This is a genomic window from Granulicella sp. dw_53 (assembly GCF_018449545.1).
Classification (GTDB): domain Bacteria; phylum Acidobacteriota; class Terriglobia; order Terriglobales; family Acidobacteriaceae; genus Edaphobacter.
Window position 1 is genome coordinate 306,233 of record NZ_JAAVUR010000001.1, and the last position, 26,106, is coordinate 332,338.

24 protein-coding genes and 1 riboswitch are annotated in these 26,106 nt (G+C 59.4%); of the genes, 12 read left to right on the forward strand and 12 right to left on the reverse strand.

Going from position 1 to position 26,106, the window contains the following annotated elements:
* Positions 1-8 precede the first annotated feature (8 nt).
* Both HB393_RS01335 and HB393_RS01340 read right to left on the reverse strand, forming a co-directional pair.
* Positions 9-767: an ABC transporter ATP-binding protein gene (locus HB393_RS01335; protein WP_275951530.1), complete on the reverse strand. Its 759-nt coding sequence runs from the start codon at positions 765-767 to the stop codon at positions 9-11.
* 241 nt (positions 768-1,008) lie between these two features.
* Positions 1,009-2,403, reverse strand: a complete 1,395-nt coding sequence (locus tag HB393_RS01340; protein ID WP_213803344.1) for an efflux RND transporter periplasmic adaptor subunit — start codon at positions 2,401-2,403, stop codon at positions 1,009-1,011.
* Positions 2,404-2,780: 377 nt separating this feature from the next.
* Here HB393_RS01340 and HB393_RS01345 point away from each other — a divergent pair, with 377 nt between their 5' ends.
* Both HB393_RS01345 and HB393_RS01350 read left to right on the forward strand, forming a co-directional pair.
* Positions 2,781-4,475: a GWxTD domain-containing protein gene (locus HB393_RS01345; protein WP_213803345.1), complete on the forward strand. Its 1,695-nt coding sequence runs from the start codon at positions 2,781-2,783 to the stop codon at positions 4,473-4,475.
* Positions 4,476-4,636: 161 nt separating this feature from the next.
* Entirely contained in the window at positions 4,637-6,388 is a 1,752-nt protein-coding gene (locus HB393_RS01350; RefSeq protein ID WP_213803346.1) for a carboxypeptidase-like regulatory domain-containing protein, read from the forward strand.
* 104 nt (positions 6,389-6,492) lie between these two features.
* On the opposite strand, the gene HB393_RS01355 is transcribed toward HB393_RS01350, so the two are convergent.
* Positions 6,493-7,833: an alkaline phosphatase family protein gene (locus tag HB393_RS01355; RefSeq protein WP_213803347.1), complete on the reverse strand. Its 1,341-nt coding sequence runs from the start codon at positions 7,831-7,833 to the stop codon at positions 6,493-6,495.
* Positions 7,834-8,029: 196 nt separating this feature from the next.
* Here HB393_RS01355 and HB393_RS01360 point away from each other — a divergent pair, with 196 nt between their 5' ends.
* From HB393_RS01360 to HB393_RS01395, 8 genes are all read left to right on the forward strand, one after another.
* The gene (locus tag HB393_RS01360) at positions 8,030-8,887 is read left to right on the forward strand and encodes an acetyl-CoA carboxylase carboxyltransferase subunit alpha (RefSeq protein WP_213803348.1); all 858 of its coding nucleotides are present in this window, start codon (positions 8,030-8,032) and stop codon (positions 8,885-8,887) included.
* A 32-nt stretch (positions 8,888-8,919) separates the two neighbouring features.
* Positions 8,920-9,978, forward strand: a complete 1,059-nt coding sequence (locus HB393_RS01365; RefSeq protein ID WP_213803349.1) for a CPBP family intramembrane glutamic endopeptidase — start codon at positions 8,920-8,922, stop codon at positions 9,976-9,978.
* A gap of 108 nt (positions 9,979-10,086) precedes the next feature.
* The gene (locus tag HB393_RS01370) at positions 10,087-11,235 is read left to right on the forward strand and encodes a hypothetical protein (protein WP_213803350.1); all 1,149 of its coding nucleotides are present in this window, start codon (positions 10,087-10,089) and stop codon (positions 11,233-11,235) included.
* 193 nt (positions 11,236-11,428) lie between these two features.
* Positions 11,429-11,608 (forward strand): hypothetical protein, encoded by a 180-nt coding sequence (locus HB393_RS01375; protein ID WP_020713649.1) that lies wholly within the window; start codon positions 11,429-11,431, stop codon positions 11,606-11,608.
* Between the two features lie 249 nt (positions 11,609-11,857).
* Positions 11,858-12,751: an arginine deiminase-related protein gene (locus HB393_RS01380; protein ID WP_213803351.1), complete on the forward strand. Its 894-nt coding sequence runs from the start codon at positions 11,858-11,860 to the stop codon at positions 12,749-12,751.
* Positions 12,752-13,160: 409 nt separating this feature from the next.
* Positions 13,161-13,949 carry a dienelactone hydrolase family protein gene (locus tag HB393_RS01385; protein ID WP_213803352.1) on the forward strand — a complete coding sequence of 263 codons (789 nt, stop codon included), beginning with the start codon at positions 13,161-13,163 and terminating at the stop codon, positions 13,947-13,949.
* Between the two features lie 81 nt (positions 13,950-14,030).
* Entirely contained in the window at positions 14,031-15,140 is a 1,110-nt protein-coding gene (locus tag HB393_RS01390) for a cytochrome P450 (RefSeq protein WP_213803353.1), read from the forward strand.
* A gap of 141 nt (positions 15,141-15,281) precedes the next feature.
* Entirely contained in the window at positions 15,282-15,683 is a 402-nt protein-coding gene (locus tag HB393_RS01395; protein ID WP_255550704.1) for a cytochrome c, read from the forward strand.
* A 368-nt stretch (positions 15,684-16,051) separates the two neighbouring features.
* Here the strand turns inward: HB393_RS01395 and HB393_RS01400 are convergent, their stop codons facing one another.
* Positions 16,052-16,441 (reverse strand): DUF302 domain-containing protein, encoded by a 390-nt coding sequence (locus tag HB393_RS01400; RefSeq protein ID WP_213803355.1) that lies wholly within the window; start codon positions 16,439-16,441, stop codon positions 16,052-16,054.
* Positions 16,442-16,606: 165 nt separating this feature from the next.
* Between HB393_RS01400 and HB393_RS01405 the strand changes: the two genes are divergently transcribed.
* Positions 16,607-17,035, forward strand: coding sequence for an ester cyclase (locus tag HB393_RS01405; RefSeq protein ID WP_213803356.1), 429 nt, complete (start codon positions 16,607-16,609; stop codon positions 17,033-17,035).
* Positions 17,036-17,058: 23 nt separating this feature from the next.
* On the opposite strand, the gene HB393_RS01410 is transcribed toward HB393_RS01405, so the two are convergent.
* The 3 genes from HB393_RS01410 to uvrB all read right to left on the reverse strand — a co-directional run bounded on the left by HB393_RS01410 (position 17,059) and on the right by uvrB (position 20,242).
* The gene (locus HB393_RS01410; RefSeq protein ID WP_345944969.1) at positions 17,059-17,694 is read right to left on the reverse strand and encodes a YdcF family protein; all 636 of its coding nucleotides are present in this window, start codon (positions 17,692-17,694) and stop codon (positions 17,059-17,061) included.
* 27 nt (positions 17,695-17,721) lie between these two features.
* The gene (locus tag HB393_RS01415) at positions 17,722-18,153 is read right to left on the reverse strand and encodes a response regulator (protein WP_213803357.1); all 432 of its coding nucleotides are present in this window, start codon (positions 18,151-18,153) and stop codon (positions 17,722-17,724) included.
* 100 nt (positions 18,154-18,253) lie between these two features.
* Complete coding sequence (uvrB, locus tag HB393_RS01420; RefSeq protein ID WP_213803358.1) at positions 18,254-20,242, reverse strand: excinuclease ABC subunit UvrB; 1,989 nt, start codon at positions 20,240-20,242, stop codon at positions 18,254-18,256.
* A 32-nt stretch (positions 20,243-20,274) separates the two neighbouring features.
* Between uvrB and HB393_RS01425 the strand changes: the two genes are divergently transcribed.
* A complete protein-coding gene (locus tag HB393_RS01425) occupies positions 20,275-20,859 on the forward strand; it encodes a histidine phosphatase family protein (protein ID WP_213803359.1) in 585 nt (194 codons plus the stop codon).
* A 40-nt stretch (positions 20,860-20,899) separates the two neighbouring features.
* On the opposite strand, the gene def is transcribed toward HB393_RS01425, so the two are convergent.
* The 5 genes from def to HB393_RS01450 form a co-directional block, all read right to left on the reverse strand.
* Complete coding sequence (def, locus tag HB393_RS01430) at positions 20,900-21,472, reverse strand: peptide deformylase (RefSeq protein ID WP_218623853.1); 573 nt, start codon at positions 21,470-21,472, stop codon at positions 20,900-20,902.
* Between the two features lie 179 nt (positions 21,473-21,651).
* Entirely contained in the window at positions 21,652-22,959 is a 1,308-nt protein-coding gene (locus HB393_RS01435) for a chloride channel protein (protein ID WP_213803361.1), read from the reverse strand.
* A 12-nt stretch (positions 22,960-22,971) separates the two neighbouring features.
* Positions 22,972-23,045, reverse strand: a riboswitch (Fluoride riboswitch).
* A gap of 32 nt (positions 23,046-23,077) precedes the next feature.
* A complete protein-coding gene (locus HB393_RS01440) occupies positions 23,078-24,313 on the reverse strand; it encodes an FAD-dependent oxidoreductase (protein WP_213803362.1) in 1,236 nt (411 codons plus the stop codon).
* Between the two features lie 9 nt (positions 24,314-24,322).
* Positions 24,323-25,036 carry an HAD hydrolase-like protein gene (locus HB393_RS01445; RefSeq protein WP_213803363.1) on the reverse strand — a complete coding sequence of 238 codons (714 nt, stop codon included), beginning with the start codon at positions 25,034-25,036 and terminating at the stop codon, positions 24,323-24,325.
* A gap of 107 nt (positions 25,037-25,143) precedes the next feature.
* Positions 25,144-26,019 carry a DUF4097 family beta strand repeat-containing protein gene (locus tag HB393_RS01450; protein ID WP_213803364.1) on the reverse strand — a complete coding sequence of 292 codons (876 nt, stop codon included), beginning with the start codon at positions 26,017-26,019 and terminating at the stop codon, positions 25,144-25,146.
* Positions 26,020-26,106: the final 87 nt, after the last annotated feature.

A 26,106-nucleotide genomic window follows, 5' to 3' on the forward strand; every position in this document is an offset into this window, starting at 1 on the left:
GTTGGTTGTCAGGCCTTGTTGAGGACGCGGGAGGAGGGGTGGTCGCTGGCGATGACGCCGTCGCGGATGGTGATGACGCGATGGGCGTACTCGGCTATGTCGGGCTCGTGGGTGACGACGACGATGGTGTTGCCTTTGGCGTGGAGTTCGTCGAAGAGGGCCATGATCTCGTCGCCGGTTTTGGAGTCGAGGTTTCCGGTGGGTTCGTCGGCGAGGATGATGGAGGGCCGGTTGACGAGGGCTCGGGCGATGGCTACGCGCTGGCGCTGTCCGCCGGAGAGCTCGTTGGGCTTGTGCATCATGCGGGAGCCGAGGTTTACGGACTCGAGGACGGCCTTGGCACGCTCGGTGCGCTCGGCGGCGGGGGTGCCGTTGTAGATAAGGGGTAGCTCGACGTTATGGAGCGAGGTGGCGCGGGCGAGAAGGTTGAAGGTCTGGAAGACGAAGCCGATCTCCTTGTTGCGGATGCGGGCGAGTTCGTCGTCGTTGAGCTCGGAGACGTCGTGGCCGTTGAGCCAATACTTGCCCTGGGAGGGGGAGTCGAGGCAGCCGATGAGGTTCATGAGTGTGGATTTGCCGGAGCCGGAGGGTCCCATGATGGCGACGTACTCGTTGTGGCGGATGCGGAGGTTGACGCCGCGAAGGGCGTTGACCTGCTGGTCACCCATTTCGTAGGTCTTCCAGAGATTCGAGGTGACGATGACGTCGCCAGCGTGAGGGCCGTCTGCGTTGATCTGGGTGGGGTCTACTGCAGTTTCGATAGCCATCCGGTTCTCCGGTTTCTACAAGTTGAAGCTTAGTACGTTGACGGAGCGGAGAAGGTTCCGAACCGCAACGGCTGGATTGAGTTACGAGTCTTGCCTGCCGTGCCGGGACTTCAGAATCCCCCTATGGATTCGAGGAGATTCGGTAGATAGCCCCTCGCGCTCGCCTGTCCATTATCGTAGGATTGAAGTCTTTTGCCCAATCCCGACGCGAAAAATAATGTGTTTGCCTGTCGATTTCGACCTATGATTTTTCGTCGGCGGTGGGAGTATCGACCGAGGTATCTCGTTTGACGGAGATGCCGCTCTTAAGGCTGCGGAGGACTTTGTAACGGCCGGTAACAATCTCGTCGCCGTTCTTCAGACCTCCTAGGACTTCGATCTCAGTCGCACCGGTGATGCCGGTGGTGACAGGTACGAAAGAGACGTGCAGCTTCTTCCGATTATCGGAGATAAGGTAGACGCCCTGGACGAGTTGCGGCTTGGCGGGAGCGCCTGAGGAAGCGGCGACGGTGGCGGGCTTGCCAGCGTTGGCAGCGAGGACCTTTTCCGCAGCGACGTCGCGCTGGACGAGCGCCTGGATGGGGATGGTGAGGGCGTCGGGCTTGCGGGCGGTGGTGATCTTGGCGGTGGTGGAGAGGCCCGGGCGGAGGTCGTCGGAGGCTTCATCCAAGGTGACTACGACCTTGAAGTCCTTTGCTTCTTCGGTGCCGGTGGTGCTTTGGGTGGTAGAGAGACCGGTGGTGCGGAGGAGCGCCTGGTCGCCGACCTCGGTGACATGTCCCTTAAAGACACGGCCGGGCAAGGCGTCTACGGTGACATCGACGGTTTGGTTGAAGCGGACGTTGACGATGTCGGTCTCATCGACCTTAACCTCGGCGGTGATGACGGACATATCGGCGAGGGTCATGATGGTGGATCCGCCGGCGTTCTGAATGCCGACGACGACGGTTTCGCCCTCGCGGACGGGAACGTTGGTGACGAGGCCGTCGAAGGGAGCACGGCTGACGGTCTTGTCGAGGGAGTCGAAGTTGGCGCGCTGGCTGGCGAGCGCCTGCTCGACGTGGGCGCGCTGGGAGGCGGTCTGGGCTTCGGCCTGGTCGAGCGCGGCCTGACGCTGGGCCAGGGTCGCGGTTGCCATGTCGAAGGCGGCCTGCTTGCTATCGAAGTCCTGCTTGGCGATGAGCTTCTCTTCGTAGAGGCTGCGGGCGCGGTTGTAGTCGAGGCGCTTCTGCTCGAGGTCGGCCCTGGCCTGGAGGATATTGGCTGCAGCGGTCTTCTCGGCAGCGGTGTAGGAGTTGACGTCGGTGCGGGAGGAGTCGATGGTGGCCTTCTGGGCCGCAACGGTGGCCTGGGGCTGCACGTTTTCAACGGTGGCGAGTATGGTTCCAGCCTTAACGTGGTCGCCTTCCTTCACATTGAGGTGGGTGATGCGGCCGAACGCGGTGGCGCCTACGTTGACGTAGGTCTTGGGCTTTATCTGGCCAGTTCCGCTGACGATGGAGACGAGCTCCTGGCGGACCGCCTTGCCGACGACGACCTTGGTGACATTGGATTGGCTCTGAATCACGGTACCGGCGACGATTCCGGCAACAACCAGAAGGACTACCACAATCAAAACGATTTTCTTGACGCTCATTCGGGGGTTCTCTCTTGATTCGGTGACAGGGTGACTGTGCATCGATCAGGTTCACTGCCGGTATGAAGTTCTATACGAAGCGGTAAGCTGCGTGGTTCCATCTGTTGCGACGTCTCTCATTCGGGGACGATGTTGTCTGTATCGCGTGACGTTTGCCGCGCTACGCCCTACAGGAGGTTTGAACGAACGTAGAAATTGTGTGATTGATCGAGTCCGAATGATAGCAGGGAGAGGAGGTTGGGGCGAGTGGATTCCGAGAGGATTCATAGACTTGTATCGGGGGCCTAACCGCTCTACAATGATAGGAGGTAACAGGAGTGCCACCCCCGTATATGAACCCCTCACGTTTTCTTGTCTCAAGTACTGCATTCGTATTGATGGCAATTGCAGGGGGAAGCGCTCTACCCGCCCAAACGACCACTGGAAACAAGCCCGCCGCTGATGGCGTCGTTCAGGCTCCTTCGACCGCCGATAAGCCCGATCCTCTTAAGCGCAAGCTGAGCGACCAGGAGAAGTTCAAGCAGCAGAAGGCGCTGCGGGGAGAGTTGCACGGCGAGTACAAGAAGTGGGTCGACGAAGATGTTCGCTGGATTATTACCGACCAGGAGTTGCAGGCCTTCAAGAGCTTGAGCAACGACGAGGAGCGGGACCAGTTCATCGAGCAGTTCTGGCTGCGGCGCAATCCGAATCCGGACTCTCCTGAGAACGAGTATCGCGAAGAGCACTATGCGCGCATCGCTTATGCGAACGAGCACTTCGCTGCCGGCAAGCCGGGTTGGAAGACAGACCGCGGCCATATTTATATTGCATACGGCAAGGCAGACAGCATCGACTCACATCCGAGCGGCGGAAACTACGAGCGTCCCATGGATGAGGGCGGCGGAAGCACTTCGACGTTTCCGTTCGAGATCTGGCACTATCGTTACCTTGCTGGAATCGGCGACAACATCGATATCGAGTTCGTGGATAACTGCATGTGCGGCGACTATCACATGACGATCGACCGGTCTGAGAAGGACGCGCTGAAGTATGTGCCAGGCGCGGGTCAGACGATGTCTGAGCAGATGGGGCAGTCGTCGAAGGCGGATCGCTTCTCGGGTGGTGGACTCGAGCAGCTTGGTGCGGGGCCGGGTTCGGCGATGAACCAGTCCAAGCAGTTCGACCGGTTGGATCGCTTTGCGAAGCTGATGGCCGCGCCTGAGATCAAGTTCAAGGATCTTGAGGCGTTCATGGCAACCTCGAAGATCTTGACTGGACCGCCGTTTCTCTTCGATGTACGGACGGACTATGTGAAGGTGACGAACGATACGGTTTTGGTACCGTTGACGTTACAGATTCGGAACCGGGATATCACGTTCAACAACAAGGATGGGGTCGCGATCGGCACCGTTAATATTCTGGGGCGCGTCTCGAATCTGAACCACAAGCCGATCCAGACGTTTGAGGATACGGTGAACGTGCAGGTGCCGAGCGAGTTCCTGGCACGCACGCAGAACAACGTTTCCGTTTACTGGAAGTCTTTGCCGTTGCGTCCTGGCCTGTACAAGATCGATATCGTGATCAAGGACGTGAACAACCAGGACCATATCGGAAGATGGCAGCGCAGCGTCAACGTTCCGAAGTATGACGACGACCGGCTGGCGGCTTCTTCGCTGATTCTTGCCGATCAGATGGAGCGGGTGCCGTCCAAGGATATCGGGGCAGGAAACTTCGTGATCGGGAACACTCGCATTCGGCCGCGAGTGCCAGCCGGGATTGCGCTGCCGGTGACGTTCCATCGTGCGCAGAACTTGAACTTCTGGATGCAGGTGTATAACCTTGGCATCGACGAGAAGAGTAAGCAGAACGGCGCTACTGTCGACTACGAGATTATGGACACCGAGACGAACAAGTCGGTTCTCCAGGTTCAGGAGTTGACAAACAAGTTGAATCCCAATTCGGATCAAGTTACGCTCGAAAAGAGCCTGCCACTGGCAAGTTTGCAGCCGGGCAAGTATAAAGTAACGATCAAGGTGAACGACGGCATCACCAAGCAGCAGATCGCAGAGTCTGCGCCGTTTGTGGTTGACTAAGGCAGGTGTGCTGTATATGGCTGTATGGTTACGCGGATGGTGTTGCGATAGCCGGCGGCCGGCACAAACTGTTAAAAGCATGTCCCTACCTTTTCCGGGTGCTTTTAATTGGGAGCAGGCCATCGGCGCGCAGGGAAGGTAAGACTGTGCAGCGATCCGATTTGAAAATTCTCGTTGTCGCTCTGATGCTGCTGTCAGCATCCATGAGCGTCTCTGCGGCTCCGAAGGCTGCAGGACCCGCCGGTGGGGCGATGGTTTCGGGGATTGTGCGGGACGCGCAGGGCGTCGTTCAGATGGGTGCGCTGATCCAGGTTGTGTCCAGTAACTCAACTACTGCGGTGACAGCCTTCACAGATTTTCATGGACGCTATCTGGTGACGAATTTGTTGCCCGGGAAGTATCATGTACGGGCTTCGGCGGCGCTGTTCGTTCCGGCGCTGCGGGAGAACCTGCAACTGCGTTCGGGTGCGAGGACCGTGGTCAACCTGACTCTGAGTACCTTGTTCGAGACTGGTTCCTGGCTTCCGGCGGAGCGCCGTAGGGCGGACGAGTCTCAGGACGATTGGATCTGGACGCTGCGTTCGGCAGCGAATCGACCGATTCTGCGGATGGTAGAAGATGGCGACCTTGTTCTGATGTCGTCGAGTGCCTCGGAGACGTCGAAGGTTGCGGGCGACGCGGCCAAGGCCTCTGTGATGGCCGGCGACGGAACGTTTGGACGGGGCGGGGTACATCACATTGTTTCGCTCGACCGTAGTCTTGTGGATGGATCGGCTGCCCGATTCCGAATCGACGTTGGAACCGGGTTGGCGCAGGGACATTCGGTATTCGCAGGACGGCCTTCGACCGAGATGCAGGCGGGCTATCAGAGGCGTCTGGGGCTGGGTGGGGCTGTTCGTACGGTGGTGAGCTACCAGTCGCACCCTGAGATGGTTGGGACGGGGCGGGTTTCGGGACTCGATGCGGTTCAGGTTGCTACGGCGCAGAAGATGCAGTTTGGCGACTTCGCGGATGCTGAGGTTGGTACGGCGCTCAACCTGATCCACACGTCGGGGTATATGACTGCTGCACGGCCCTTCCTTCGGGTATCGGCGCATCCTTCGTCGGATTGGACCATTGGATACCGGATGGCGACCTCGCGCAGCGTGCAGGCCTTCAATGGGCTGGATACGGTGCAGCCGGAGTTGCCGGTTGCGGTGATGTCGCAAGGGAAGCTGCGTACGGAGAGTGGACTTCACCAGGAGGTCTCGATCACGCGCAAGGCGGGGCGCGGGATGGTTCAGGCGAGCTACTACCGCGACGCCTTGGAGAACGTACTGGTCTCGGGTGGCGGTGGTCTGATCGCCGCGGATCTGGATGGCGATGGGAGCAGTGCCACCCGGTTGAATGGAGTGATTGCAGACTCCAGTACGGGGGGATTTCAGATCCTGGCCTCCGGATACAGGTCACAGGGCGTCAATGTGACGTTCACTCAGCCTTTGACTGCTGGTTTGTGGGCGGCTCTGGAGTATGAGAATGGCTCCGCGCTGGCGTCGCAGCAGGATGGGACCGTGACCATTGCGGGGGTTGGGTCGCTGCTGAAGCCGAGGACGGCGCAGGCGGCGACGGTGGCGTTGAAGGGCAGGGTGCTCCATACAGGGACGAGTCTGCGGGCAGCTTATCGCTGGCAGCCGGAGTACCTGGTGACTGCGGTCAACCCTTATGCTCCGTTTAGCGATCAGGCTTACTTCAGCTTCTTCGTTCGGCAACCAGTGAACTGCGGCAGGTGGCTGCCAGCCGGGTTGGAGGCGACGGTCGACATCACGAACCTACTCGCGCAGGGGTATCGGCCGTTTCTTTCGGCGGATGGCCGGACGCTGTATCTGGCGCAGGCTCCGCGCAGTATTCAGGCTGGGTTAGCGTTTAATTTTTAGTTGAGGCGCTGATGGGCGCGTCTATTCTTCTCTTCTGTGGGGATAGGTCTCGCTGGATTATAAGAGCTTCCAGTTCTCATCTTTCCTGAGAAGGGAATTCGGGGCTACTTCAAGATTGATGCGAGTGGGTGCCCGTCGATCGATTCTAGCTTCACTCCGAGCAGATGTGCGATGGTGGGGGCGACGTCGAGGTTCGGAAAGGAAGGAATCTCGCCGGCAGGCTTGATGCCGTTTCCGGAGGCGATGAAGATGGCCTGCATGAGCGGCTGGGTGTTGGGGTAGCCGTGTTGGCCCACTTCGTGGGTGTCCGTTATATATGCTCCAGTGTTTCCATCTGCAAACGCGAAGTCGTCGTTGGCGTAGAGCAGGAGATCGGGAGCCTGCGTGGTCTGTGAGGGGGTGGGCCAGCCGTCTGCTGCGGCCTCTTGGGGCGTGAGGGCTGCGCGTATGCCCGGCTTGGCGCTGAAGAGTGATTTCAGTGCCGCGACCGATTTGGGTGTGGCGTGTTGCTGGAAGAGCAAGGCGAATCCTCCATCGGGCAGGCAGAGTGTTTCGCCCGCGGGATTGGCTGCGGCGCTGCTTTGCAAGCCCTGTTCCCGAAGGAGCACGTTGGGATGAATCATGTGGTGGACGCTCTCTTGCCCATGATCCGAGACGATCAGGAAGGTGGTGCGATCGAGATCGCCGGCGTCGCGGACGGTGTCGACGATGTCTTTTACGCGGTCGTCGAGGAAGGCGATGGTATTGCGACCAGAGTCGTTCCCGAATCCGGTCTGGTGCTCGATCCCGTCGAGGGCGAGTAGATGGACGAGGGTGAGGTTCGGGTGGTGACGGCGGAGGATATCCATAGCCGCGAGCGTGTAGATCCGGTCTCGCCAGGCCTGGGAGGGTTTGGAGAAGTTGTCGAGTTCGGACTGCTTCAGAGATCCGTCGTGGAGGAGGTCCTGGACGATGGGACTATCGGGGTTGGGCTTCTCGGCGAAGCTCCAATCGATGGTTCCGGGCTGGTGGATTGCGACCCAATCTACCTCTGCGGTGGTCATTCCAGCAGCGTGCACGGCGTCATAGACCGTCGGGACCGCAACTAGCTGCGATTTGGGTGCGTTTGCTTTGACGTGGGGTGCCGAGTCGGTGCGCTGATTGACGATCAAGCCGTTCACCAGAACGTGATGCCGGGAGGCGTTCACGCCTGTAACCAACGTGGTGTGGTTGGGCCAGGTGACGGTTGGATTGATCGGCTGCATGGAGCGGGCGTAGGCCCCAGAGTGCATCAGCGCGTGCAGCGTCGGAGCAGGCAGGGTTGGGTCCTGGAGGCTTTCGGCGGCGAAGGCATCCAGGCTGATGACGACGACCATGGGACTACGGGGTGCTGGTTGCTGCGCCTCGATCTTGAAGAACGTAGGGACGAGGAAAAGCAAGAGGAGGCGGCGGGAGGTGAAGCGCATGGGTAATTTCCTGATCGAAGGTCTAAGGATAGGGCAATTTCATCAATAAGAGAGAGGCAGGCGATTCGCTCTCCCAGGGTAGTGTATTGATTTAGACGAGCAGTTTAGCGCCTATGGGAGTTGTTTTCTTTTCCCAGTCGAACGGGCGAGTGGCTTTCGCCAACCTCTTGCTCCACTCTCCGCTACAATAAGTCAGATGGCAGATAACGACGCAGGCAAGCTAGCGCAGGTGCAGGCAGCAGGAACGCCCATACCCGAGGCGTGGATCAGGACAGAATTAGCCCGCCACCCTCAGCGCCCCTATCCGATGGACTTCATCGAAGCACTGTTTACCGACTTCAGCGAGATCCACGGCGACCGGGCCTTCGGCGATGATCCGGCGATGACCTGCGGGATGGCATATTTTCATGGCGAGCCAGTGCTCGTCATCGCCAACCTGAAGGGACGGACGCTCAAAGAGCGGGTCATTCGCAAGTTCGGCAGCCCCCAGCCGGAAGGCTACCGCAAGGCTCTCCGCGCCATGCAGATTGCCGAGAAGTTTGGCCGCCCCATCTTCACCTTTCTCGACCTTGCCGGCGCTTACCCAGGGATTGAGGCGGAGGAGCGAGGCCAGGGAGAGGCTATCGCCCGTAACCTGTTGGAGATGTCTCGCCTCCGTGTTCCCACTATCGCTACGATCACTGGCGAAGGAGGATCTGGCGGCGCACTTGCACTCGCCGTAGCAGACCGTGTCCTGATGCTCGAGAATGCCATCTACTCGGTCATCTCGCCGGAGGCCTGCGCGTCCATCATGTGGAAGGATGCCAGCAAGAAGCAGCAGGCCGCAGCAGCTCTCAAATACACCGCCATCGACGTCAAACGTCTTGGATGTGTGGACGATGTCCTCCCAGAGCCCGCTGGAGGGACGCAGAACGACCCCGCCGCCGCGATGGAGTTGCTGGACAAGAAACTCACCTATCATCTTGCTTCCATCCAATCTCTGCCCATCGAAGAGCTACTAGAGCAGCGCTATCAGAAGTTCCGCAACATCGCACAGTTCTACACCACCGCTTAGGCGGACCAGCAACATCCCAGGAGTATTGACCGTTGCCGGCGTTTCGTACAAGTCCATCCCCCCGATTCACACGGACGCTGGAGTTCGCGCTCTTTGGAACCTCTGTCGTTTGGGTTATCGCTGCGCAGGCGATTGCGGCAAGTGCGTCGCGGGGTCTCTCGGTTCGCTTCAATCTGCCCGCGGAACAGAATCTGCTCAGTTCCATTCTCTTTCTCTTCTTGTTGGCCCTTGGCTTTACCATTCTGCAGGTCATCTCCGGACGTCCTCGCCAACTGCGTGAGATCGTCGGGTTGCCACAACGTTCTACGGCTCGCGAAGAGTGGGTTGTGGGCGCTGCTTTGGGCTGGGGTTCGGTTGTGCTCGCGGTCATTCCGATGGCGCTCTTCGCGTCGCTGCGAGTCCACTTTTTCTTCGATGCGCGCTCTTTTCTTCTTGTAGGAGTCAATCTCGCCACCTTGCTGGTAGCGGGACTGGCCGAGGAGGTCGCCTTTCGCGGCTATGCCTTCCGGCGCATTATCGACGCTATTGGTCCGGTCATGGCTACTCTGATCACGGCTTTCCTCTTTGGAGTCGCACACCTTTTCAATCCCGAGTCCAGTGGAATCAGCGTCCTGATCACGATGCTGGCTGGGATTCTCTTCTCCATTGCCTGGCTACGTACCCACGGGCTCTGGTTGGGATGGGGAATGCACTTCGCATGGAACGCAAGCATGGGCACTCTCTTCGGTCTGCCAGTGAGTGGCCTGAGAGATTTTTCTACCGTTATCCAGACCCATGCGATGGGCCGACGCTGGCTCACCGGCGGGGGCTATGGTCCTGAGGCTGCGCTCTTCACCCTCTTCGCGGTGTTTGTAGCCATCATCGTGCTTTTGCTGGTCACGCGCGAGTATTCCTGGAATTACACCCACCCTCCGATCATTCCAGGCGGCTACCCTATGGATGTCGCGCCACCTGCGGCCCACACCGCCATGGAGGCGGAGGCGCAGGTTCGTCCTGCTTCTCTCGTCCAAATCATGCCTACCACCCCTGGCACGATGTCGGTTCCGCCTCCGCCTCGTCCGCTGAACTCTTCAGGCGAAGAGACCCACTAGGCAAACCTGACGTTTCCTTCCTCATCAACAAGTTTTGTCAGGACTTCGTCACGGCTCTTGTCAAAAGTTTTATTAAGGTGCAATCTCTTCAGTATCAGAGGTGCTTCTATGACACTTCACGCGCAAGCTGGGACTCATAGATCGACCTGCAAATGGGCCCTCCCCGTAGTCCTCTTTGCTGCCTTTGCTCCCCGCGCGAACGGCCAGGTCTTCGTGGTGGGCGAGAAGACCGCGACCTCAGAGCTCAAGACAGATTTCACGCCTACCGATCTGCAACTTCCTGAGACCAAACTGTCGGAGCGGGGAAGACGGGAGCTTATTCGCAATCTGGAGGCCGAGCAGGGATTCGCGCATCGCGCTCTGCCGATGGGCCCTGGGTTGACTCTCCGGGCGAATGGGGCTCTTTCTCCTGGTACTGAAGAGTACCGGAAGATGATCTATGACAAGGGCCAGGCTGCCGCCCCAGGCGATCGAGTCGCCATTACAGCCATGGAGATCAAGGGGGACCGGATTATTCTGGACCTCAATGGCGGTCCCTATGCGAAGCACCGCTTTCTGAGTCATATTCAGTTCAATGACAATAACGTCGTTGCCCCTACGGAGAAGGCCACAGGGGCCCGCATCACCCTCTTATTCAAAGGGTCGGTGCCGGAGATCTCTGCTCCCGAGGTGAAAGCGTTGCTGGAACCGGTGCTCGATTTCGGTGTGAAGTCCAGCGAGCAGGCTTACGCCGACACCTTGCCGGAGCCATTGAAGAACGCTATTGCGGCTCACGATGTTCTGGTCGGGATGACTCACCGGATGGTGCTTGCCGCGTTGGGTGCTCCCGACAGCAAGATGCGTGAGCAGCCTAGCGGGGATCCCAACGGCGCACGCTACGAGGAGTGGATCTACGGCCATGTCCCAAAGACAGTGAAGTTCGTGCGTTTCAATGGGGACCGCGTCTCTCTGGTGGAGATCGCAGCCCTGGGCAAGCCCATGGAGATCCATGACAAGGATGAGATGGCTGGCTATATCGCGCCAGTTCTGGAGCGCGAGATCGCCCTTGGCGACCGTAAGCCTGAGAATCCTGATAATGGAGGCTCCGCGCCAGGTCCAGCGCCTACACTCCGGAAGCCGGGCGAGGCGATTTCGCTTCCCAACGGTCCCAATAAGGTGATCTTTCCCGACGATCCTCCCAAAACGGGCGATCCTAAGCAGAGCGACCCAAAGCAGACGACTACCGCTACTACCACGACCTCGTCGCAACTGCTCTAAACGCTGCTAATTGGTGTAAACTCAGAGACTGAGTGTTTACCGCAGCTCTTCTCCTCTGATTCCAGCCCTGGCCTGTCCCGTGCAGATCTAATTGAGAAGTTCCGGAAGATCCGGTCCAGCTTGGCCCCACAAAGCCAGTCCGATGGTCCTCCAGTGCGGGTAACGCCAAATATCTGTATTAGGGGAGATCATTATGGCGAAGATTGCCAAGACCGGCGACCGTAAGAAGGTCATGGACACCAACAAGAGCACCGACTGTCCGAAGTGCTCCAAGCCCACTCGCATCGTGAAACGCGTCAAGGATCGCGAGCGCGGCACACCTGGCGGAGTTTACATCTCCTGCTCGGCCTGCGACTTCTTCGAAAAGCTGTAAACCAGACCTTAGCAAACTGCGTCCAATAGCCACACGGCAAGGAAAGTTACCCGATCGGGTCTTCCTTACGTGTGGTTTTTCTCGTGGGAGAAACAAAGCAGTGCGGGTGGAATTTTATAATTACAACGTCAGCCCGATCCCACTTCCGGACCAAGGGAACCAAAGTTGTATCGATCTTTATGCGGCGCCACTTGACGATCGTTATTCGGAGTGGGCAGACTCACACCTGGAAAGCAGGCAAACCGTTTTATGATTACCACGTCCCGTGCAGCATCCACCCCAGCCTCCAACCTTGCTCCTACCCCCCACTTCGACAGACCTACTTATCTCATGTGTCCGCCGGAGTTCTTCGACGTCAACTACATCATCAATCCCTGGATGGCCGGTAATCTGCACCGTCCGTCCCGCGATACCGCGTTTGCGCAGTGGAGAAATCTCTATCAGCAGCTTCGCCGTATCGCCGACGTGCGCCTTCTAAAGGCCCGTCCCGGATCGCCAGACATGGTCTTTGTGGCTCATGCTGCTATCGTCTCGCATGGTATCGCCGCGCTCTCCAGCTTCGCTCATCCGCAGCGCCAGACAGAGGAGCCTCACCTTCGCCGCTGGTTGAAGGACACTGGCTTTCTTCTTTGGGAGACGCCGCGCGAGACCGCCTTTGAGGGCGAGGGCGACGCGATCTTCGACGCGGATGGCCGCCATCTCTGGATTGCGCATGGCGTCCGGACCTGCCAGCATAGTCATCGCCATGTCGCTGACGCGTGGCATACGCCTGTCACCTCGCTGCATCTGGTTGATCCCCGTTTTTACCATCTCGACATCTGCTTCGCGCCTCTTGCCAATGGTTATCTGCTGTATTTTCCGGGGGCGTTCGATGCGGCGTCGCTCGCGAAGATCGAGGCAGCTTACCCTGAGGAGAAACGTATTCCGGTTACAGAGGCTGAAGCGACCCAGTTCGCCTGCAGCGTAATCAACATTGGCCGAAACATCCTTACGGGAGCTTCGGTTGTAGATCTGGCGGCTCGACTTGCAGACCATGGCTTCGACGTTACCCAGATCGAACTCAGCGAGTTTCATCGTGGTGGCGGTTCTGCAAAATCACTGGCTCTGCGGTTGAGTGACCTTGAAGTTGCCGAAGGGTTATAGCTGCGTGAGGCTTTAGATCGGCAGTGAAATAGCGGATCGAAATATGTTCGCGGGAAGTATTGCTTCCGTATGCTGAAGCGATCTGATCCTGCTCCTCTGGTCCGAGGAGATTTGCATAACCACCAGGTAAGGAGTTCGGGGCTCGCACTCGAGATAGAGTGCGAGCCCACACCTTTGCGCTGGTGCCGTTGTCTTCTGAATCTCGCTTCCAAAATCGGTTGTTCTCTCCTGTGGCGATAATCGCTGCAACGAAGTTGGGCGTGACAGCGTTTGTCACCGTCTGGACCGAAGAGTGACGACCGTTTACGAAGAAGCAGGTATGCATATTGGCTCTCTCTTACAATGAGGTTTAGAAGCCGTTCCTACAGGCGTCACCTCGACTAGACTGAAACGGAGACGAAAGGCACCCATGATCATCGTTGACAATGAGCACGTAGAACTCACCACACCTTACGGCCCAATGAGGACCCATATCGTGCGTCCCGCGGCTCCGGGCCGCTATCCGGGAGTGGTCTTCTACTCCGAGATCTTCCAAATTACTGCTCCTATCCGACGCACAGCCGCCATGCTCGCGGGCCATGGCTATATCGTTGCCATGCCTGAGATCTATCACGAGTTCGAGCCAGCGGACACGGTCCTTGCCTACGATCAGGCTGGCTCCGATCGCGGCAATGCCTGGAAGACTACGAAGGAACTCGCCAGCTATGATGCCGATGCGCGGGCTGTACTCGATCATCTCAAGTCGCGGCCGGACTGCACTGGGAAGCTCGGTGCTATGGGCATCTGCATTGGAGGTCATCTGGCCTTTCGTGCTGCGATGAATCCCGATGTTCTTGGGACGGCCTGTTTCTATGCCACGGACATTCATAAGGGCGGCCTCGGGAAGGGCATGGCAGACGACTCGCTTGCGCGTACGGCTGACATTCAAGGCGAACTGCTCATGATATGGGGACGTCAGGACCCTCATATTCCTACCGAAGGACGTATGAAGGTTCTTCAGCGGCTCAATGAACTTGGAAAGAAGATCAGTTGGCACGAGGTCAATGGAGCACACGCTTTCATGCGCGATGAAGGGCTTCGTTATGACCCCGAACTTGCCTATAGCCTCTATGGTCTGGTCTTCGATTTCTTCCATCGGAGACTTGCTGAAGGAGACCAACCAGTTGCCTCCGCTGGAGCTTCAGAGACTCGTCATTAAAGCTTTCTTATAAGTGCAAAGTAATGACAAACCCATGACATATGCCTCACCCATAGCAGTCAGACTGAATGGGGAGGCGACATGCACGCCAGACGAGAGGAAGCATCCAGGCCGGCGTGGGACAGCGATCAGTTGGATTCGCCGATTCCACCGGAGGTCGAAGCAGCCTACTTCGATGAGGCTCTGGACTCGTGGGTCCTGAGCCGGCACGAAGATGTGCTGGCTGCCTTTCGCTCGTCGACGCTTGCGCCTACTGGACCTCGCAGTGAGAAGACATCCACGCCGGAGGATGAAGGCGCGCTGCTGAAAATGCGGGAGGAGACGCTTGATGCGCTCTCTCCCACACAGCTTCGCGCGTGGCGTGAGCGGCTCATGCCTTTCGTTCATACGCTGGTGCAGGATCTGCCTGAAGGTCAGGGAGTCGATCTGCTGGCCGAGTATGCTCGTCCTGCGTGTCTTGCCCTTGCGGCGATTGTGACCGGGATCGAGCTAGGGGAGGCTGAGCGTCTCCAGGACGTCGCTCAAGCGGTCTCGGCTGCTGCTGCTGAGCCGTATGATCCGATATTGCGTTCCGAGGCGAAGCTTGCCAATGCTCAGCTCAGGCCTTGCTTCCATGCGGGCCCTGAGACGTTGCGCGATTCTGGGTTCGTCGCGCTCTCGCATACGATGCCGCGGCTCTTAGGGAATGCGTGGTATGCACTTCTACAGCATCCGCAGGAGTGGAGTCTGCTGCATCTTCAACCCGATCTGGTGGAGCAGGCGATCGAGGAGTCTTTGCGGTACGCGGGTCTTACACGCGTTCTCTTTCGAAGAGCGACGGAGGATATCGATCTGGGAGGGTGTCCCGTCCGGAGGGGCGATCGCATTGTCTTGCGGATCATTGCTGCTAATCGTGATCCGGAGCGCTTCGCTCATCCGAACCTGTTCGATTCGTCTCGCCGCGAGGCGGGACAGCTTGCGCTGGGAGCTGGACCACATTCCTGCGTTGGTGCAAGCCTCATCCGAATGGCTGCTATCGCTATCACTCGTCCGTTGGTGGAGCGATTTGCCATGGGGACTGTTATGGAGGCTGTTAGCTGGCATGGAGGATCGGGATTTCGTTCTCCTGTCTCTTTGCGAGTTCTGCTTCAAGGAAGCTCACATCAAGAACAACGCGCATTCGAAGGCGTGGTCACCACAATCCGGGAGTAAATAATGGGTCAAAATCGGGGCCGAGTTTGTCTTGGCATTGTCGTTATTGTCGTCGTGCTTGTTTTGGGATTCTTTCTTTATCTCAAGTTTGGTCCACTTCCAGTTGCTGTTGCAGATTCGCCGCTTCCTTTTGAGCGGCAGATGGTCAAGATTCCGCTTCGTGCGCGGATCGGCCGTCAGATGCAGCCTCCGCCGTTTTTGGCCGGTGAGGATGTCTTCGAGTCGGGGGCGCAGATCTACCGGGAGCAGTGTTATTTCTGCCATGGAACGCCGGGCCACGACTCCGAGTATGCAAAACGTATGTATCCGGCTCCTCCGCAGCTTTGGAAGAAGCATGGGCCGCGTGGGGTGGTCGGGGTTAGCGACGATGATCCAGGTTTCAGCTACTGGATCGTTGCGAACGGCATCCGGTTGAGCGGCATGCCTTCCTTCAAGGGCGCGCTCTCCGAGACTGAGATGTGGCAGGTCAGCCTTCTTCTCAAGAATGCCGATAAAGACCTCTCAGATCCCGTCAAGGCTATTCTCAATCCGCCTGTCCGGTGAGTCTCCGTTGAGGTGGCGTGGGAGGGGCAGTGCTGTTCCCGCGTACACCCCTCCCCCGGGTTATTTGCTTAAAATCCTCGTTTAATGGGGCTTAGGGGCGGACTTCTGCTTCTCGTCCCTTGAACGAAGTTCCTATCGTCGTCGGACTTAGAGTGAAGTTGGCAAAGAGCTCTTCTTGAGGTATTTCCTCTACTTCTATTTTAGAGAGCGATGCATAACTAAAGTGCCAATCGGATGTTGTTGATTCGTAGTAAGTTAAGTGGTTTAGGGGCTTGACAGCGCTCTTTGCTGGACATTTGGAAGAGGAAGTTTGTAAGCCACGTCTCTTCCGGTACTTCGGGGAAGTGTGGGCGATGGAGCGGTGGAGTCTACGCGACCGCTTGCTGGATGAGGTTGCCAACGCCTGAGATGCCGTTGAGGACTTCGGCAGGCAGGTTGAAGCGATGCCTGAGGAATTGGGGATCGTTGTAGCTGAGCCAGACCTTTCCATCGGCGTCCTGCCAGGCCAGGGCTTTGAGGGGCAGGTCGATGGCGGTGAGTGGGGCGGCGAGCATGATCGGTGTTCCGGCCTTCGGGTTGCCGAAGATCAAGACCTGGGTGGGGGGCATGTGCAGGCCTACTTTTTCGGCTTCGGTTGCATGGTCGATTCGGGAAAAGACGGTGATGCTGTGTTCGCGCAGGATGGCTTCGAGACGGTCGAGGGTCTCGGGCACGGAGTGAGGACTGGGATGAGTAGAGATGCCGAGAGCGGAGTTCATGTTTCCTGCTTTCTGCTGCCAGAGTAGCTAACGCAGATCTCTTTTTATTTTAGAAGAGGCCGTTCCGGACGGGGGATCAAGGACGATCTCGCCTATGGAGATTCGATGCGCCTATAATCCTGGGCCGAACGGCACGATGGTGGTGTCGTGCAATGAGGTAATTTTATGAGCCAGCGAAATGTGGAAGCGCAGCGGCGGATTATCGACGCGGTGAACTCGGGCAAGTTGGAGGCTTTACGTGAGTTGATCACGCCGGGGGTGGTGGATCATGATCCAGCGCCAGGACAAGGGCCGGGGCCGGAGGGGTACATCCAGTTCTTCGGCGAGTTCAGAACGGCTTTTCCGGATGTGAAGATCGAGATCAAACACATTGTGGCGGATGAGCATAACGTTTCGATTGCCTACAAATTGACGGGCATGCACAAGGGACGGTTCCAGGATATCGCTCCCACCGGGCATACGATCATCGTGCGCGGAGTGCAGATTGCGCGGTTCTACGGCGGGCAGATGGTGGAGCGCTGGGGCGCGCTGGATGAACTTGGGATACTGGAGCAGTTGTGCGTCGTGCCAGGACGGAATCGAATGATGGCCTGAGCGCGAGGCTGACTCGGCTTAGGTCAGGGCTGCGGGGAGAGCTGTTGGTTGGGGATGCCGTTGGCCCGGATCTTGAGGGAGCTCCAGGACTCGCGGGTGTAGAGGGCCAGCTCCTTGGGAAGGGTGTACTCGACCGGCCAGCGAGAGGCGTGGGTGTGCCAGTCGAAGGAGAGGTCCGGTTGTTGTAGGTTGATGGCGTTGGCGATGAGGGCTGCGCGGGCGAGGTGGCTGGGTGAGCTGACGATCTCGGCGTTGGCCCAGTTGTGCTGACGCATGAGCTGCGCTGAGTTGACGAGGTTCTGGATGGTGGTGAGGGCGCGGGGTTCCTCTACGATGGCCGCCGCGGGGACGCCCTGAGCGATGGCGAGGTGGGCCATGCTTTCGGCTTCGACGTAGGAGTTATGGGCTGCAGCGCCGGAGAAGATGATGTGAGGGGCTATGCCTGCCTTGTATTCGCGGACCGCCTCGAGAGTGCGCTCGCGCTGCTCGGGGGACGGTTCGCCGTCGGGCTTGGAGGGTGTGCCGAGGACGATGAGAGTGTCGAAGTGAGTGAGTGGGGTGTTGCGGGAGGGGATGGAGAGGAAGTTTACGACGAGCAGCACGACGACGGTGAAGACGACGACGGAGACAGCGTAGAGGAGACGCGAGAGTAGCTTCACGAGAACAGGGTAGCAGGGAAGAGTCAGCTATCTCGCTCGAAGATGAGGGAGCTGAAGGATTTCGTGGACGTTCGCCAACAGTTGCGGCAGGGAGAAGGGCTTGGCGAGGAAGTTCCAGCCCTGGCTGCGGAGCTGGCTGAGCTGGAAGGGATCGAGGAGCGCGCCGGAGATGACGAGGACCGGGAGGGAGGGCTGGAGCGCCTTCAGCTCGAGGGCGAGCTCCATGCCGGAGCGGTGGGGCATGTAGTAGTCGGTGATGAGGAGATCGATGTTTGCGGCGCGCCGGAAGATGTTGGCGGCGCGGTCGGCCTCACCTGAGGTGTAGACGTGGTAGCCCTCGTGCTCCAGGAAGGTTCGGGTGAGGGAACGGACGTCGGAGTCGTCATCCACTACCAGTATGCTGCTGCTGGATGCCTGCCCGGTGCGGGCGTTTGGTTCGAATTCTGGTTCCAGAAACATTTACTCGTATGATCTCTTCCGAAGCTGGTTAATCGCTTTTCCCGTTGGATGCGACATTCCTGTCCCGCTTTGTATGAGACGTTCGAGCCGAGATTGAGACTCAGGAGAATAGGAACTCCTTTGTACGGAGCTCTTTAACGGTGTCGCGTAATTTAGCAGCTTTTTCAAACTCGAACTTCTTGGCGGCTTCGCGCATGTCGGATTCGAGTTTGCCGATGTAGGTGTCGAGCTCCTGCTGGGTGTTGAATTCGGGCATGCCTTCGGCTTCGTCGGTAAGGTCGGCGTAGTCGGCTTTGAGGATTCCGGCGAGACCCATCTCGAGGGGGCGGCTGATGCTCTGCGGGGTGATGCCGTTCTCTTCGTTGTAGGCGACCTGCTTTTCGCGGCGGCGGTTGGTCTCGTCGATGGCGCGCTGCATGGAATCGGTCATCTTGTCGGCGTAGAGGATGGCGCGGCCTTCGAGGTGGCGGGCGGCGCGGCCTATGGTCTGGATGAGGGAGCCCTGGGAGCGAAGGAAGCCTTCCTTATCGGCGTCGAGGATGGCGACGAGGGAGACCTCGGGGAGGTCCAGGCCTTCGCGGAGGAGGTTGATGCCGATGAGAACGTCGTACTCGCCCTTGCGGAGGTCGCGGAGGAGGCGGATGCGTTCGAGGGTCTCGATCTCGGAGTGCATGTAGCGGCAACGGACGCCGACCTCGGTGTAGTAGTTGGCGAGGTCCTCGGACATGCGCTTGGTGAGGGTGGTGACGAGGACGCGCTGGTTGCGGGAGGCGCGGTCGCGGATCTCGGCCAGGAGGTCGTCTATTTGGCCCTTGACGGGGCGGATCTCTACGGGAGGGTCTATGAGGCCGGTGGGACGGATGATCTGCTCTACGACGACGCCAGCGGCCTTGGTGAGCTCGTAGGGGCCGGGGGTGGCGGAGACGTAGATGATCTGGCCGGTGCGGCCTTCGAACTCGTCGAACTTGAGGGGGCGGTTGTCCATGGCGCTGGGGAGGCGGAAGCCGTAGTCGACGAGGTTCTGCTTGCGGGAGCGGTCGCCGTGCCACATGCCGTGGAGCTGGGGGACGGTGACGTGGGACTCGTCGATGAAGAGGAGGAAGTCGCGAGGGAAGTAGTCGAGGAGTGTCGGTGGTGGCTCGCCGGGGAGACGGCCGGAGAAGTGGCGGGAGTAGTTCTCGATGCCGTGGCAGTAGCCGACGGATTTGATCATCTCGAGGTCGAAGCGAGTGCGCTGGTGGATGCGCTGGGACTCGACGAGACGGCCCTCTTTTTCGAGCTGGGCCTCCCACTCGAAGAGCTCGGAGAGGATGGACTCGGTGGCGGTCTTCTTGCGCTCGGGCTGGACGACGTAGTGGGACTTGGGGTAGATGGGGAGGCGGGAGTACTTCTGCTTGACGGTACCGAAGAGGGGATCGATCTGGGAGAGGGTGTCGATCTCGTCGCCGAAGAGCTCGATGCGATAGGCCATCTCGTCGTAGGTGGGGAAGACTTCGATGATGTCGCCACGGACGCGGAAGGTGCCGCGGCGGAAGTCGACGTCGTTGCGGTCGTAGAGGATCTCGACGAGGCGGCGGGTGATGTCTTCGCGCTTGATCTTCTGGCCCTTTTCGAGGAGCAGGAGCATACCGTAGTAGGCTTCAGGCGATCCGAGGCCGTAGATGCAGGAGACGGAGGATACGATGATGGCATCGCGGCGCTCGAAGAGAGAGCGAGTGGCGGAGAGGCGGAGCTTATCGAGCTCTTCGTTGATGGTGGCCTCTTTTTCGATGAAGAGGTCGCCGGCGGGGATGTAGGCCTCGGGCTGGTAGTAGTCGTAGTAGGAGACGAAGTACTCGACTGCGTTGTTGGGGAAGAAGGTCTTGAACTCGTGGTAGAGCTGGGCGGCGAGGGTCTTGTTGTGGGCGAGGATGAGGGCGGGACGGTTGGACTCGGCGATGATGCTGGCCATGGTGAAGGTCTTTCCGGAGCCGGTGACGCCGAGGAGGACCTGATCTTTTTCGCCGGCGCTGAGTCCGGACAGGAGTTCCGCGATGGCGCGGGGCTGGTCGCCCTGCGGCTTGTAGGTGGTGGTTAGCTGGAAGTCCATCTTTGTAGGATATTGGATGCAGGAGATAAGAAATGAGTTCAGGGACAGAGTTATGGCTAATTCGACATGGCGAGACGGAGTGGAGCCTGAGTGGAGCGCATACCAGCCGGACGGATATCGCGCTGACGGACCATGGGCGGAAGAGGGCGGAGGAGTTGCGAGATTATCTGGCTCCGACGAAGTTTGACGCGGTTTTTGTGAGTCCTATGCAAAGGGCGCGGGAGACCTGCCGGATTGCGGGGTTTGGAGATGTCGCGGTGGTGGATGAGGGACTCAAGGAGTGGGATTACGGGGTTTATGAGGGAAAGACTACGGCGCAGATTCGAGCCGAGGTGCCGGGGTGGAGTGTCTGGAAAAACGAGATTGTTGGTGGCGAGACGGCAGAGCATGTGGGCGAGCGGGCGGATGGGGTGATCGCGCGGGCGTTGGCGGCTGGTTCGGGCAAGGTGGCGCTGTTTGCCCATGCGCATATTCTGCGGATTCTGGCGGCACGCTGGATCGGGCTGGATGCGACTGGCGGACGGCTGTTCGCACTGGGGACGGGGAGTGTGAGTGTCCTGGGATGGGAGCGAGAGACGCGGGTCGTTGAGGCCTGGAATCGTGGGTTCGAGGGGTAGGGAGAGTCCGGCAGAGTGGGGTGGCTCTGCCGGGACCTTGTTAGCTGGCTGCTTTTAGTCTGTGGCGCTGGTAGTTCTCAATGGTCGTCAGGGTTCCGGGCTGCATGACGTCTGTGTAGAGGCGGCCTTGCAGGTGGTCGATCTCGTGCTGGAGGATGCGGGCGTACCAGCCCTCGGCCTCGATGACTCTGGGTTGGGCGTGTTCGTCGAGGCATGTCACTCGGACGGAGCGGGACCGGGGCACGGCGGCCATTAGCCTGGGGATGCTGAGGCAGCCTTCGAAGAAGACCGCCTCTGGAGGCGATAGAAGCTCTATTTGGGGATTGATGACGACGTGGAAGTCCACCGCGGACCGTTGGATCTCCTGGAGCTGGGCCTCGGTGAGTCCCTTTTGGTACTCGACTTTGTCTTCGATGACCGTCAGTTGGAGGGATTCTCCCACCTGGGGGGCTGCCAGACCTACTCCGGGTGCATCGCGCATGGTGTCCCGCATGTGAACGATCATGGTCTGAATCTCGGGACTCAGGATCTCTTCTGGCGTTAGGAGGCGGGCTACTTTCCTTAGCGCAGGATGTCCAACTTCAACGATTTTTAAAAGCACTCTGTGGCCCATCGCTTTCTGATCACTTTGCGTTCAGTCTGCTCATGATCGGCTCATCTCGTGGAGCCTTTTCCATCTGCGTTGGATGGAATCTTCAAGGCTGCGGATGCACTTTAGAGAGAACACAGAAGGCCAGGCATCATTCCTCGAAATGGGGAAATCGTGGTTTTTTAACGGAGATGTTGTGAATTTTAGAGGTGTAGGTCGTTCTGGACGTTCGACGTGGCTTTGGTGAAGGATTTGAGTCCGTTGGAGCGTTGGGAGTAGTAGATGCCCTGTGAGCCGGAGAAGAGGTAGCTGGTGACGCAGGCGATGGCGGCGAAGGAGCCGGCTTCGGGGCCGAAGAGTTCCAGGGCCATGAGGCTGGAGGCGATGGGGGTGTTGGCGGCTCCGCCGAAGACGGCTACGAAGCCCATGGCCGCCAACAGGGTCGAGGGTAGCGGGAGGATGCTGGAGAGGGCGTTGCCCAGGGTCGCTCCGATGAAGAAGAGGGGGGTGACTTCGCCGCCTTTGAAGCCGGCGCCGAGGGTCAGCGTGGTGAAGCCGAACTTGGCGGCGAAGTCGTAGCGGGGGAGGTGCTCGGAGAAGGCGGCCACGATGGTGGGGATACCGAGGCCGATGTATTTGGTGCTCCCGATGGCGAAGGCGGCCAGGGCGACGATTGCGCCGCCAAAGAAGGGGCGCAGGGGAGCGTAGGCGATGTACTTCTTGAAGAGATCGCGGATGATGTGGGTGGTGTGGGCGAAGAGGAGGGCGACGACGCCGAAGACGACTCCAGCGGCCAGAGAGGAGAGGAGGGCGACGATGGTGAAGGGGGCGGTCTGGGTGACGAGGTAGAGGGTGTGGTGGACGTGCCAGGCGCGGATGACGTAGTCGGCGGCGAAGGAGGCGAGGAAGCAGGGAAAGATGGCTTCGTAGCTGATGGAGCCGATGGTGAGGACCTCGAGTCCGAAGACTGCGCCGGCTAGCGGAGTTCCGAAGACTGAGCCGAAGCCTGCGGAGATGCCGGCCATGAGGACGATGCGGCGATCCTGATCGCTCAGGGCCAGGCGGGGGAAGAGGCGGGTGAGGCGGGTGATCTGATCGGCGAGAGATGCGCCGGTCTGGACGGCGGTGCCCTCGCGTCCGGCGGAGCCTCCGAAGAGATGCGTCAGGAGGGTGGTGAGGAGGATGAGGGGAGTCATGCGGGCTTGGATCGTGGCGCGTGGGAGATCTACGATTTCGGCGTGTATCTCTTCGATGATTAGGTTGTTGCCTCCTTCTACGGCGCGGCCGAAGTAGTGGTAGAGAAGACCGGAGAGAAGGCCCGCGAGAGGGAGTAGTGCGATGAGCCAGCGGTGGTGTTCGCGGGTGTCGGTTGCCCAGTTGAGCGAGACGATGAGGATGGCGGAGGCGGTGCCTGCGAGAATGCCGATTGCGATGGCGATGATGAGCCAGCGGAGGGCGTGGCGGAGTGTCTGGAAAAAGGCGGCGAAGGTCGGCGGGAATGAAAGAGGCATGGGTCTCCTACGGGAATCGTAGGAGTCATCAGCGCCTGAACTTCGTCAGTTGCGGTTAGAGGCGGAACCCCATCGCCTTGAGGATGTATGGGTAGGGTAGCAAGGGTGGCGGGTGGGGTCAACGATCTCCGTGGGGGCGTATGTGCTCCGGACGTACGCCGAGGCCGATGAAGCGGGCAGTGGTGCGGCGGAAGAGAGCGATTGGAGAGAGAAGGCGCAGGAGCAAGGGTGGCTTGATGGCGCCGGGGTTTCCAAGGAACCTGGTGAGCAGGTGGTGGGCTGCGACCTGGAAGGCCTGTGTGACGCGTGTGGGGAACTCGCGGCGGCTCTGGACGTGGGCCAAGGTGATCTCGGTGACGAGGGCAGAACGGAGTGGGCCGGCGAGGATGTTGGCTGCGGCTACAGCGTCCTGGATGGCGAGGTTGATGCCGAGGCCGCCTACGGGCGACATCGCGTGGGCGGCGTCGCCGATGCAGAGCAGTCCGGGGAGGTGCCAGCGCTGGAGACGGTTGACCTGGACCGAGAGCAGATTGAGCTGATCCCAGGCAGTGATCTCGGAGACGCGGTCGGTGAGGAAGGGGACGAGATGGACGAGGGACTGGCGGAAGGCGGGCAGGCCGGCGGGCTTGATCGTGGAGGCGAAGGAGTCCTTGGCGATGATGTATCCGCACTGGAAGTAGTCTCCGCGATTGATGAGGATGAGGCCGGCTCCGTAGTTGAAGTTGCCGAGAGCGTTCGCTGGATCGCTGGTGGAGCGGCTGAGTCGGAACCAGAGGACGTCGATGGGGGCGCCGCGGTCTATGACGGGAAGTTCCGCGGAGGAGCGCACGATCGATTGGCGGCCATCGCAGCCGACGGTCAGGCCGGCACGAATCTCGACTGGGCCGTTGGGGGTGTTGGCTTGGACGCCCAGGATGCGGCCGTTTTGTTTGATGAGGCCGATTACTTCGTGTTCGAGCAAGAGGCTAAAAGTGGGGAGCTGGGCGGCCTGCGTGGAGAGGAATTTGAGGAAGTCCCACTGAGGCATCAAGGTGATGAAGTTGGCTTGAGCGGGAAGGCCAGAGAAGTCTGCGAGAGGAAAGCTACGGTTGCCGAAGGAGACCGAGAGGCGCGGCATCTCCTGATGAGGAACGGCCAGGAAGGCTTCGAGGAGGCCGAGCTCCCGCATCAGCTCGAGAGTGGATGGATGGATTGTGTCGCCGCGAAAGTCGCGGAAGAAGTCCTTGTGTTTTTCGAGCACGGTGACCTGAATCCCGGAGCGGGCCAAGAGGAAGCCGAGCATTATGCCGGCTGGACCTCCACCGACGATGCAGCAGGTGGTAGAGAGCGTGCCGGGACTGAGGATTGCGGACATGGAGATACTTTAGCGTGACGTAACGCTGATGAGCGAGGGCCAATCGGAGGGGGAGTTGGCGAGTTGATCGGGCTGCGCTGCCGCGAGAGTGTGGGGAGATAGACCGAAGGTGCAACCGATGCTGCGTGCGCCGCAGTTACGGGCGGTGAGGATGTCGACGTCGGAGTCGCCGATCATGACGGTCTCGGAGGGAGTGATTGGGGGCGCCCCTGGATGGAGCTGACTGGCTTCGGCGATGACGGTGAGGATGCCGTGAGGGTCGGGCTTCTTGGTGTGGAAGCTGTTGCCTCCGTAGTTCTGAAAGAAGAAGCGGTCGAGCTTGAAGTGAGCGCATATGTCGCGAGAGGGGTTGACGGGCTTGTTGGTGAGAACGGCCATTGGCAGATTTGGGTTGGCGTCGCGGATGGTCTCGAGGGCTTCGAGGACGCCAGCGTAGACATAGGTGAAGTCGAGTTTGTGGATGCGGTAGTAGTCGAGGAAGAAGGTGAGGGCATCGGTTACATATTCCTCATCGTGGATGTCGCCCTCCGGGTCGCCCAGGGCGCGGCGCACGAGCATGGAGGCTCCGTCGCCGATGTAGCTGGCGATTACGGCTTCGGGAAGTTGCGGCTTGCCGAGGTGGACGAGCATGGCGTTTACGGAGTTGCAGAGGTCGACGCGGGAGTCGATGAGCGTGCCGTCGAGGTCGAATACAAGAAGGCGGGGAGTGATGTCCAGAGGCATATAGCTATGGTATGCCGGAGGCGGGGAATGATGCTGCAGGACAGAGAAAAGCCCGATGGTCACAGAGACGGACCTATCGGGCTCTCGAGCTATTGTGTTGTGCGGGGCTATTGGATGCGAATGTCGCCGGAGCCGGTTTCGGCTCTGATGACAGGGCCTCCGCCATTGACCGAGGCCGCGATGTGATGGCGGTTGAGGTCGCCCTGCATTGAGAGGGGTTGCTCGATGTGGATCCCTCCTGAGCCGGTGCTGGCGTTGACGGTGAAGGCGGTGGATCTGCCTACGTTAAGGTGAATGCTGCCGGAGCCGGTCTCTAACTTCCAATCGGTGGTGGGTCTTCCGTCGACTTCGATGTCGCCGGAGCCTGTGCCGGCGCGCAGGCCGCCGGAGATGCCGTTGAGACGCACGGAGCCGGAGCCGGTTTGCGCGCGGACGTCGCCAGGGCCTGTCTGTTGCAGTTCGATATCGCCGGAGCCGGTCTGGAGGTTTGCAGGGCCGTGGATGCCGTGAGCGCGAACGTTACCCGAACCGGAGTCTGCTTTGAGGTTGGTGCCGACCTCCTGGATATCGATGTCGCCTGAGCCAGAGTTGGCGGTGAGTGAGGTCGTGCGGGGTAAGGTGATGTCGTAGTCGATGCTGATGTTATGAAAGAGATCGTTGGAGTGGCGCTCGCCGATGGTGACCGTGTTCCCGCTCTGATCGATGGGGGGATGCGCTGCGATCTCGCGGACACGGGACTCGGCGTCGGAGTGGCCACCGTTCATCCAGCCGTTATTGTTGCTATGGACGTGGCCGATGATGTGGATCTGGGAGTCAGAGCCGGGCCGAAGGTGAATATAGCCGGAACCGGTCCCTACGGAGAGCGTGGGGGAGCTGCCAGTGTTGAGAGTACGGTCGAAAGTAGCCTCTGCGGCAAAGGCGTTGGTCGAGAGCGCGAGGGCGACAGGGAAGGCGATGACGTTGAGGAGATTGCGAGTGTTCATCCTTGCTCCTTGGCGAGGCTGCCGGTTCGAAGTTGTTTGTGACGTTGTTCTTTGCGGGGCCTATGGATGTAACGCTTTAGGTTCAGC

Bases quoted from the DNA above. Each gene is read 5' to 3' on its own strand.
- HB393_RS01335 (WP_275951530.1), bottom strand. From the start codon at position 767: ATGGCTATCGAAACTGCAGTAGACCCCACCCAGATCAACGCAGACGGC.
- HB393_RS01340 (WP_213803344.1), bottom strand. From the start codon at position 2,403: ATGAGCGTCAAGAAAATCGTTTTGATTGTGGTAGTCCTTCTGGTTGTT.
- HB393_RS01345 (WP_213803345.1), top strand. From the start codon at position 2,781: ATGGCAATTGCAGGGGGAAGCGCTCTACCCGCCCAAACGACCACTGGA.
- HB393_RS01355 (WP_213803347.1), bottom strand. From the start codon at position 7,833: ATGCGCTTCACCTCCCGCCGCCTCCTCTTGCTTTTCCTCGTCCCTACG.
- HB393_RS01360 (WP_213803348.1), top strand. From the start codon at position 8,030: ATGGCAGATAACGACGCAGGCAAGCTAGCGCAGGTGCAGGCAGCAGGA.
- HB393_RS01370 (WP_213803350.1), top strand. From the start codon at position 10,087: ATGACACTTCACGCGCAAGCTGGGACTCATAGATCGACCTGCAAATGG.
- HB393_RS01375 (WP_020713649.1), top strand. From the start codon at position 11,429: ATGGCGAAGATTGCCAAGACCGGCGACCGTAAGAAGGTCATGGACACC.
- HB393_RS01380 (WP_213803351.1), top strand. From the start codon at position 11,858: ATGATTACCACGTCCCGTGCAGCATCCACCCCAGCCTCCAACCTTGCT.
- HB393_RS01385 (WP_213803352.1), top strand. From the start codon at position 13,161: ATGATCATCGTTGACAATGAGCACGTAGAACTCACCACACCTTACGGC.
- HB393_RS01390 (WP_213803353.1), top strand. From the start codon at position 14,031: ATGCACGCCAGACGAGAGGAAGCATCCAGGCCGGCGTGGGACAGCGAT.
- HB393_RS01395 (WP_255550704.1), top strand. From the start codon at position 15,282: ATGGTCAAGATTCCGCTTCGTGCGCGGATCGGCCGTCAGATGCAGCCT.
- HB393_RS01400 (WP_213803355.1), bottom strand. From the start codon at position 16,441: ATGAACTCCGCTCTCGGCATCTCTACTCATCCCAGTCCTCACTCCGTG.
- HB393_RS01405 (WP_213803356.1), top strand. From the start codon at position 16,607: ATGAGCCAGCGAAATGTGGAAGCGCAGCGGCGGATTATCGACGCGGTG.
- HB393_RS01415 (WP_213803357.1), bottom strand. From the start codon at position 18,153: ATGTTTCTGGAACCAGAATTCGAACCAAACGCCCGCACCGGGCAGGCA.
- uvrB (WP_213803358.1), bottom strand. From the start codon at position 20,242: ATGGACTTCCAGCTAACCACCACCTACAAGCCGCAGGGCGACCAGCCC.
- HB393_RS01425 (WP_213803359.1), top strand. From the start codon at position 20,275: ATGAGTTCAGGGACAGAGTTATGGCTAATTCGACATGGCGAGACGGAG.
- def (WP_218623853.1), bottom strand. From the start codon at position 21,472: ATGGGCCACAGAGTGCTTTTAAAAATCGTTGAAGTTGGACATCCTGCG.
- HB393_RS01435 (WP_213803361.1), bottom strand. From the start codon at position 22,959: ATGCCTCTTTCATTCCCGCCGACCTTCGCCGCCTTTTTCCAGACACTC.
- HB393_RS01440 (WP_213803362.1), bottom strand. From the start codon at position 24,313: ATGTCCGCAATCCTCAGTCCCGGCACGCTCTCTACCACCTGCTGCATC.
- HB393_RS01445 (WP_213803363.1), bottom strand. From the start codon at position 25,036: ATGCCTCTGGACATCACTCCCCGCCTTCTTGTATTCGACCTCGACGGC.
- HB393_RS01450 (WP_213803364.1), bottom strand. From the start codon at position 26,019: ATGAACACTCGCAATCTCCTCAACGTCATCGCCTTCCCTGTCGCCCTC.